Source organism: Methylobacterium sp. AC690, from assembly GCF_979256535.1.
The window spans coordinates 1-259 of record NZ_CEEDOX010000086.1 but is presented as its reverse complement, the minus strand read 5'-3'; the positions used below and the strand labels follow the sequence as shown (position 1 = coordinate 259).

The 259-nt window shown below is 71.4% G+C and carries 1 pseudogene; it reads right to left on the bottom strand.

The window, feature by feature from the left end:
- Window positions 1-259: pseudogene (locus AC0IY1_RS25415) on the bottom strand (amino acid ABC transporter substrate-binding protein); the annotation flags it as partial.

The window sequence follows — 259 nt, the reverse complement described above, 5'->3', positions numbered from 1 at the left end:
CTTCAGGGGCGTGCCGTCGCCGAGGTTGCGGGCGAAGACGTCGCCGTAATTGCCCACAGGATGGACGATCCGGTAGGCCCAGTCGCCGGTCAGCCCGAGGCCCTGGCCGTACCGGCCCTCGAGGCCGAGGCTGCGCTTGACGTCCGGGCTCAGGGTCTCGCCCCGGAGCCGGTCGACATTGGCCTGGCTGATCCCGGCCTCCGCCGCGTCGATCATGGCGTAGTGGGTCCAGGCGACGAGGTCGCGCCAGGCATCGTCG